5 protein-coding genes are annotated in these 6,364 nt (G+C 73.6%); all 5 read right to left on the bottom strand.

The genetic code is table 11. The features are described 5' to 3' along the window. Positions 1-1,321: glycosyltransferase (locus AB6N23_RS16665; RefSeq protein WP_412867108.1), on the bottom strand; the 1,321-nt coding region annotated here is incomplete at its 3' end. Further along, positions 1,318-2,499, bottom strand: a complete 1,182-nt coding sequence (locus AB6N23_RS16670) for an ABC transporter ATP-binding protein (protein WP_412867109.1) — start codon at positions 2,497-2,499, stop codon at positions 1,318-1,320. The genes AB6N23_RS16665 and AB6N23_RS16670, both read right to left, overlap by 4 nt. Continuing rightward, positions 2,496-3,329 carry an ABC transporter permease gene (locus AB6N23_RS16675; protein WP_412867110.1) on the bottom strand — a complete coding sequence of 278 codons (834 nt, stop codon included), beginning with the start codon at positions 3,327-3,329 and terminating at the stop codon, positions 2,496-2,498. The genes AB6N23_RS16670 and AB6N23_RS16675 overlap by 4 nt, the downstream gene beginning before the upstream one ends. Continuing rightward, entirely contained in the window at positions 3,329-4,213 is an 885-nt protein-coding gene (locus AB6N23_RS16680; RefSeq protein ID WP_412867111.1) for a class I SAM-dependent methyltransferase, read from the bottom strand. The genes AB6N23_RS16675 and AB6N23_RS16680 overlap by 1 nt, the downstream gene beginning before the upstream one ends. 85 nt (positions 4,214-4,298) lie before the next feature. Then, the coding region (locus AB6N23_RS16685) for a peptidoglycan recognition protein family protein (RefSeq protein WP_412867112.1) at positions 4,299-6,364 on the bottom strand (2,066 nt) is incomplete at its 5' end.

Raw genomic sequence — 6,364 nt, forward strand, 5'->3', positions numbered from 1 at the left:
CGGGGGCTCGGCGAGGGGTCCCCGCGCCCGGGGCCGGCGCGGCCGCGCCGCCGGCGCGCGGCGGGAGGCGGTGGCTGTCGGCGGCCCGGCGCGGCTCGCGGCAGAACGCGACCAGGGGCTCGAGGACGGCGTCCCACGAGAACTCCGGGGCGGTCGCGCGCACGGCGGCCGCGGCGGCCGCGTGGGCACCGTCGTCCACCAGCAGCTCCTCGAGGGCGTCGGCGAGGGCGTCGGCGTCCTCGGCGGGCACCACGCGGCCCAGACCGCGCTCCGCCACGAGCTGCGCGAAGCTGTCGCCCTCGGTCGAGACGATCGGCAGCCCGGCCCACAGGTAGTCGAGGATGCGCGTGCGGAACGAGAACTCCGTCTCGACATGCAGGTAGTGGCAGCTGACGCCGACGTCGGCGTCCAGCAGGTAGTCCGCGCGCTGCTCGTACGGCACCCAGTCCTCGTTGAAGAACACGTGCGTGCCCGTGAGGCCCAGCTCGTCGGCGAGCCGGCGGCAGCGCGTGGCCACCGCCATCTCCGGCACGTCGGGGTTGGGGTGCTTCATGCCGAGGAAGTACAGCCGCACCTCCGGGACCCGCGCGCGCACCCGGTCGACCGCGCGCACGAGCGTCAGCGGGTCGAACCAGTTGTAGACGCCGCCGCCCCAGAGCAGGACCTTGTCCTCCGGTCCGATCCCGGGCGTGGCGCCCTTGATCGCGCGCCGCTGCTGCACGGGCGCCTCGCCGGCCGTGCCGAACGGCACGATGCTCAGCAGCGAGCGCAGCGACGGGTCGGCGTCGTACGTGTCGGGGTTGACGCGGCCCGCGGCCGCGAGCTGCCCGAGCCAGAGGTCGCGCTGGCGGCCGGACGCGCAGAGGAAGAAGTCGCCGCGGCGCACCTGGTCGCGCAGCTCGCCGAGCGCGAACGCCAGCGCCCGGTCCCGCTCGGGTCGCGGCTTGTACCGGTCGATCTCGAGCGTCTCGAGCTGGAAGGGGTCGTACAGGTCCACCACCAGCACCTGCGGGCAGTCCTGCAGCCACGCGAAGGCGTTGAACACGAAGCCCTGGATGACGACGACGTCCGACGCGTCGACCTCGGCCCGGAAGTCCTCGACGCGGATGCCCGCGGTCGCGAACCCCACGCCGTCGCGGCTGCACCGCCCGAACGTCACGAGGCGGACGTCGTGCTCCCGCGACAGCGCGCGGGAGATCTCCCACGCGCGGATCGCCGGGCCGGCCATCCGGGTCGCGAGGGTGTCGAGCGTGACCACCAGGACCCGGCGGCGCCCGGCGGGCCGCTCGGCAGGCGTCGCGGCGACGTCGGTCGCGCTCACGACCAGCGCCCCCCGAGGGCGACGTACCCGCCGGACTCGACCGGCGTGCCGTGCTCGACCGAAAACCGGACGGCGTCGCGCAGGTAGTCGTAGACGTGGGTGGTCGACGTGTCGACCACGGACGCGAGCACCTGGAACGAGCCGGGCTGCAGCGCGAGCGCGGGGATCCGGCACTCCACGACGCCCGAGCCGTCGATGTGCTGGACGTGGTGGCCGGAGTCCCGCGTGTTGTTCGCCCACAGGTAGACGCCGTCGTGCGACTCGATCGCGAGCCCGAACACGGGCCGGTCGATGCGCTCGCGCGCCGTGTACCGCACGCGGATCGCGACGTCGTCGCCGGTGCGCACCGCGTCGACGGGCACCCCGTCGCGGACGAGCTCGACGCTGTCGATCATCGCCTCGCCCGTACCCCAGCGGACCTTGCCCTCGGAGTCGCGTCGCACGTCGGTGCGGGTCGAGTCGAGGTAGCGCTCGAGGATCGGCGCGGCGTCGCCCGTCTCGACGAGCTTGCCGTGCTGGAGCCACGCGACCTGGTCGCACATGCTGCGCAGCGACGGCATCGAGTGGCTGACGACGACGACCGTGCGGCCCTCGCGGCGGAACTCGAGGAACTTCTCCGCGCACTTCTCCTGGAAGGCGGCGTCGCCCACGGCGAGCACCTCGTCGACGAGGAGGATCTCCGGGTCGACGTGGATGGCGACCGCGAACCCGAGGCGCACGTACATGCCCGACGAGTAGTTCTTCACCGGCTGGTCGATGAACTGCTCGACGCCGGAGAACTGCACGATCTGGTCGAACTTGCGGTCGATCTCCGGGCGGCTCATGCCCAGGATCGAGCCGTTGAGGTAGACGTTGTCCCGCCCCGACAGCTCCGGGTGGAAGCCCGAGCCGACCTCGAGGAGCGCGGCCACGCGCCCGCGCGTCGTCACCGCACCCGAGTCCGGGTAGAGGATCCGCGCGAGGCACTTGAGCAGGGTCGACTTGCCCGACCCGTTGTCCCCCACGAGGCCGAACGTGCTGCCCTCGGGGATGTCGAACGAGACGCCGTCGAGCGCGAGGAAGTCCTCGTAGACCGCGCGCCGGCGCCGCATGATCGCGGCCTTCAGCGTCTGGTTGCGCTCGTGGTAGACCCGGAACTTCTTGGTGACGTCCTCGACGGACACCGCCGACGCGCTCACAGCGCCTCCGCCAGCTTCTTCTCGTGGCGCTGGAAGACCAGCGCGCCGACCACCAGGGACACGGCCGCCCACACGACGCAGATGAGCACCGAGTCGAGCGCCGGCCACCGGTTGTCGTACAGCAGGTTGCGGAACACCTCGGCGAAGCGCTCCATCGGGTTGAGCCGGTACAGGTCGAGCACCGTGACGGAGCCGAACAGCGGCCCGAGCCGCTCCGACTGCTCCGCCACGAGCGACACCGGGTAGACGATCGGCGTCGCGTAGAACCACGCCTGGAGCAGGATGCCGACGAAGTGCTGCGTGTCGCGGAAGTACACGTTCGCGATCGACAGCAGGAGCGAGACGCCGAGGGCGAAGGCGAACAGCACGAGCATCGCGACCAGCACCGCGGGCAGCCACAGCAGCGCGTTCGCCCCGAGCACCAGCAGCACGACGAGCAGCACCGTCATCTCGATGCCCCACGTGAACGCCACGGAGAAGGCGTTCGACACGGGCAGCGCGACGCGCGGGAACGCGACCTTCTGGATGAGGTTCTGGTTGCCGACGAGCGAGCCCATGCCGCCGTTGACGACGTTCACGAAGAACGCCCACGGCAGGAGCGCGCACAGCAGCCACACGGAGAACGTGTCCAGCCCGCTGGGGTCGCCGGGGTCCGGCTGCATCCGCAGGATGAAGGAGAAGACGGCCGTGAAGATGACCATCTGCGCGAGCGGGTTGACGAGCGACCACAGCTGACCGAGGACGGTCCGCTTGTACTTGCCCTTCACCTCGCGCCGGGTGAGGTTGGTCAGCAGCTCGGGGGACGAGCGCAGATCCGAGAGCAACGACATCAGCGGGACTTCCTCCAGGTGGTGCGCAGGCGGCCGTAGGCGGCACGCGGCAGGCTGAGGGCGCGCCAGGCACGGGTCGCCTGCACCTCGTCGAGGGCCGCACGGGCGGCGTCACGCTCCTCGCGCCAGCGGGCGGACTGCGACCGCAGCGCGTCGAGCTCCGCGGCGATCTGCTCGCGCTCCTGCGCGGCGCGCACCGCGGCGCCCTCGGCGTCGTCCCGCACGGCGCGCCACACGAACTGGTACGTGTCGGCGTCGGGCTGGGCGCGCACCCAGTCGACGACGCCGTCCGGCAGGGCGGTGGCGTCGACCGCGACGTCGCCGCCGAGCGCGTCGACCGTCGTGCGGCGCAGGTCGACGCCCACGAGCCCCGCGTCGCGCAGCGCCTCGGTGAGGCTGCGACGCGTGAAGAAGCGGATGTGGGTGCTGTCGAGCAGGCCCGTGGGCGTGTACTGCCAGCGGCCCTGCAGCAGCGCGAGCCGCAGCGAGCCGTGCGTCACGTTCGGCACCGACACCACGACCGAGCCGCCCGGCCGCAGGTGCGCCAGCAGGCGGCGCAGCACGTCCACCGGGTCGGGCAGGTGCTCGAGGACGTCGGCGCACACGATGACGTCGAACGTGCGGTCGCCCAGCTCGGCGGCGAGGTCCATGGTGACGAGGTCGCCGACCACGAGGTGCTGCAGGTGCGGCCGCGCCTTCTCGGCCGCCTCGGGGTCGTACTCGACGCCGCTCACCCGGCAGCCGCGCTCCACGAGCGCCTCCGCCAGGTAGCCCGTCGAGCACCCGACGTCGAGCACGTCGCTGCCCCCGGGGACCAGGTCGATCACCTGCCAGTGGCTGGTGTTCGACGCATGGGGGTCGAGCGTCGTGTCGTACCGCGACATGGGCTGTGGTCTCCGCTCGTCCGTCCGCTGGCGCCGCACGAGCATACAAGCCGGTCCGGAACGTCCGGACCGGCGGCGACCGGCGTCAGCGGAACCAGCCGAGCACGTCCCCCACCACGTGCGTGCTGCCCAGGTTGTTGTAGACCCGCAGGCCACCGCCCGCCGGCGCGACCACCGCCAGGTTCGCCTGGTCCCGCCCCGCGCCGGTGTTGAGGTCCGACGTGCCCGGTCGTGTCCCGCCGCCCCACGTCGTGAGGTACGTCGCGAACGACGTCGCCCGCGTCGACGTGAGGTTCAGCGCGACCGCGCGCGCGTCGGCCGGGACCCCGACCGGCGTGAGGTCGAACCGGCGGTCCGCGGCCGCGCCCAGCGGGCTGCCCGACCGGGTGTCGAACGCGCGCACGGGCACGACGGGCGTGTAGCGCGCGGACGCCGCCGGCGAGAACCAGCCGACGACGTCGACGACGACGTGCGCACCCGCGCCCGCGACCTCCACGTCGACACCGCCGCCGTTCAGCGGCACGACGGCGCGGTTGGCGACGTCCCGGTTCGGCTGGTGGTTGACCGTGGACACCACGCCCGCCGCCGCGCCGCGCGGCACGACCGCCGTGTAGCCCGCGGCGCCCGCGTGCGTCGTCACGTTGAGCACCACGGCCGTGGCGTCGGTCGGCACGCCCGCCCGGCCGGCGACCTGCAGCGTCCGGCGCGTGCCGCCGGCGATCTCGCCCCCGTCCGTCCGGGTCTCGAGCAGCCGCGCGGGGGTCGCGGCGGCCGCGAACCCCGAGCCGGTGGACCCGTCGACGAAGTAGCCGCTGACGTCGACCAGCAGGTGCGTCGACCCCGCCGAGTTCCACAGGCTGACCTTGCCCTCGCCGCCGACCCCGACGATCGTCGTCGCGGCGGACACCCGCTGCGCGTCCGTGTTCGTGACGGAGGCGTCCGGCACCGGCGCGCCCGCGGGCCACGCACGCACGTGCGTGATGCCGGAGCTGTGCACGGTCGTCACGTTCAGCGCCACGGCGCGCGCGTCCGCGGGGATGCCCGCCCGGCCCGTGACCGCCACGTCGACGCGGGACGCGGGCCCGAGCGACGCACCGGTGGACCGCGTGTCGAGCAGGCGCGCGGGCGTGACCGGCACGAAGCGCAGGTTCCCGACGAGCGGCACGGGCGCCACGGTCGGCGGGGACTGGCTGCCCGTGACGGCGAACGCGGCGGACCACGGCACCATCGGCGCGCCGGTCACCAGGTCGTGCCCCCGCACCGTGAGCCGGTAGTCACCCGTGCCGAGCGGGACGCCGGCGTCGCTGCGCCCGTCGAAGCCGATGACGCCCGCGCCGGTCGACGGCCCCGTGGAGCCGCTGCGCCGGGCGACGTCGACGCCCGACCGGACGTCCGTGACCGTGAGGTCCCACGCCAGTCCGTACGAGACGCCCGCGACGACCTCGAGCCCGGAGCCGTACGCCACCTGCTGCGTGGACAGCCGCGGGTTGACCAGCGTGCCGCCGATCATCTCCTTGGCGCGCTGCTTGATGGTGCCGAGGACCGCGTAGCCGCCGTTGCCGGGGCACGCCGTGTACGCGACGTCGCGGTGGCCGATCACGACCGGCAGGGCGAGCGTCGTGCCGCCCGCGAACCGCGAGTTCTCGCCGCCCAGCGTCGTGTAGGAGATCGTGCTCGTGGGGTCGCGGTGGTACGACCCGAGCCGCCACGCGATCAGGCGGGCGACGTTCTCCTGCACGGCCGCCGACGGGGTGCCGCTGCTGTAGTCGCCGAGCATCGAGACGCCGAGCGTCGCGGTGTTGAACCCGCCCGCGTGGACGCCGATGACGGGCCGCGTGCCGGAGCCGGCGCGGCCCTCGTAGACGTTCCCCCACTTGTCGACCAGGTAGTTGTAGCCGATGTCGCACCAGCCGCGGGACTGCTGGTGGTAGCGCTGGTCGGCGCGGATCTGCGCCTTCGCCTGGTCGACGCTCGCGTACGAGTTCGGGCCGGCGGTGTGGTGCACGACCGCGGCGAGCAGCGTCGACGCCACGTCGAACTCGCAGGCCTGCGGGGCGGCGCCCCACTCGGCGCGCGAGATGATGCCGGGCGCGGCCGCGGCCGTCGTCACCGGCCCCGCCGCGGCGACCGCCGCCGTGCGGACCTCGCCGC

The organism is Cellulomonas pasadenensis (assembly GCF_047229365.1).
GTDB lineage: Bacteria > Actinomycetota > Actinomycetes > Actinomycetales > Cellulomonadaceae > Cellulomonas.

Excerpts from the sequence above, each read along its gene's own strand:
- AB6N23_RS16675 (WP_412867110.1), bottom strand. The coding sequence starts at position 3,329 with ATGTCGTTGCTCTCGGATCTGCGCTCGTCCCCCGAGCTGCTGACCAAC.
- AB6N23_RS16680 (WP_412867111.1), bottom strand. The coding sequence starts at position 4,213 with ATGTCGCGGTACGACACGACGCTCGACCCCCATGCGTCGAACACCAGC.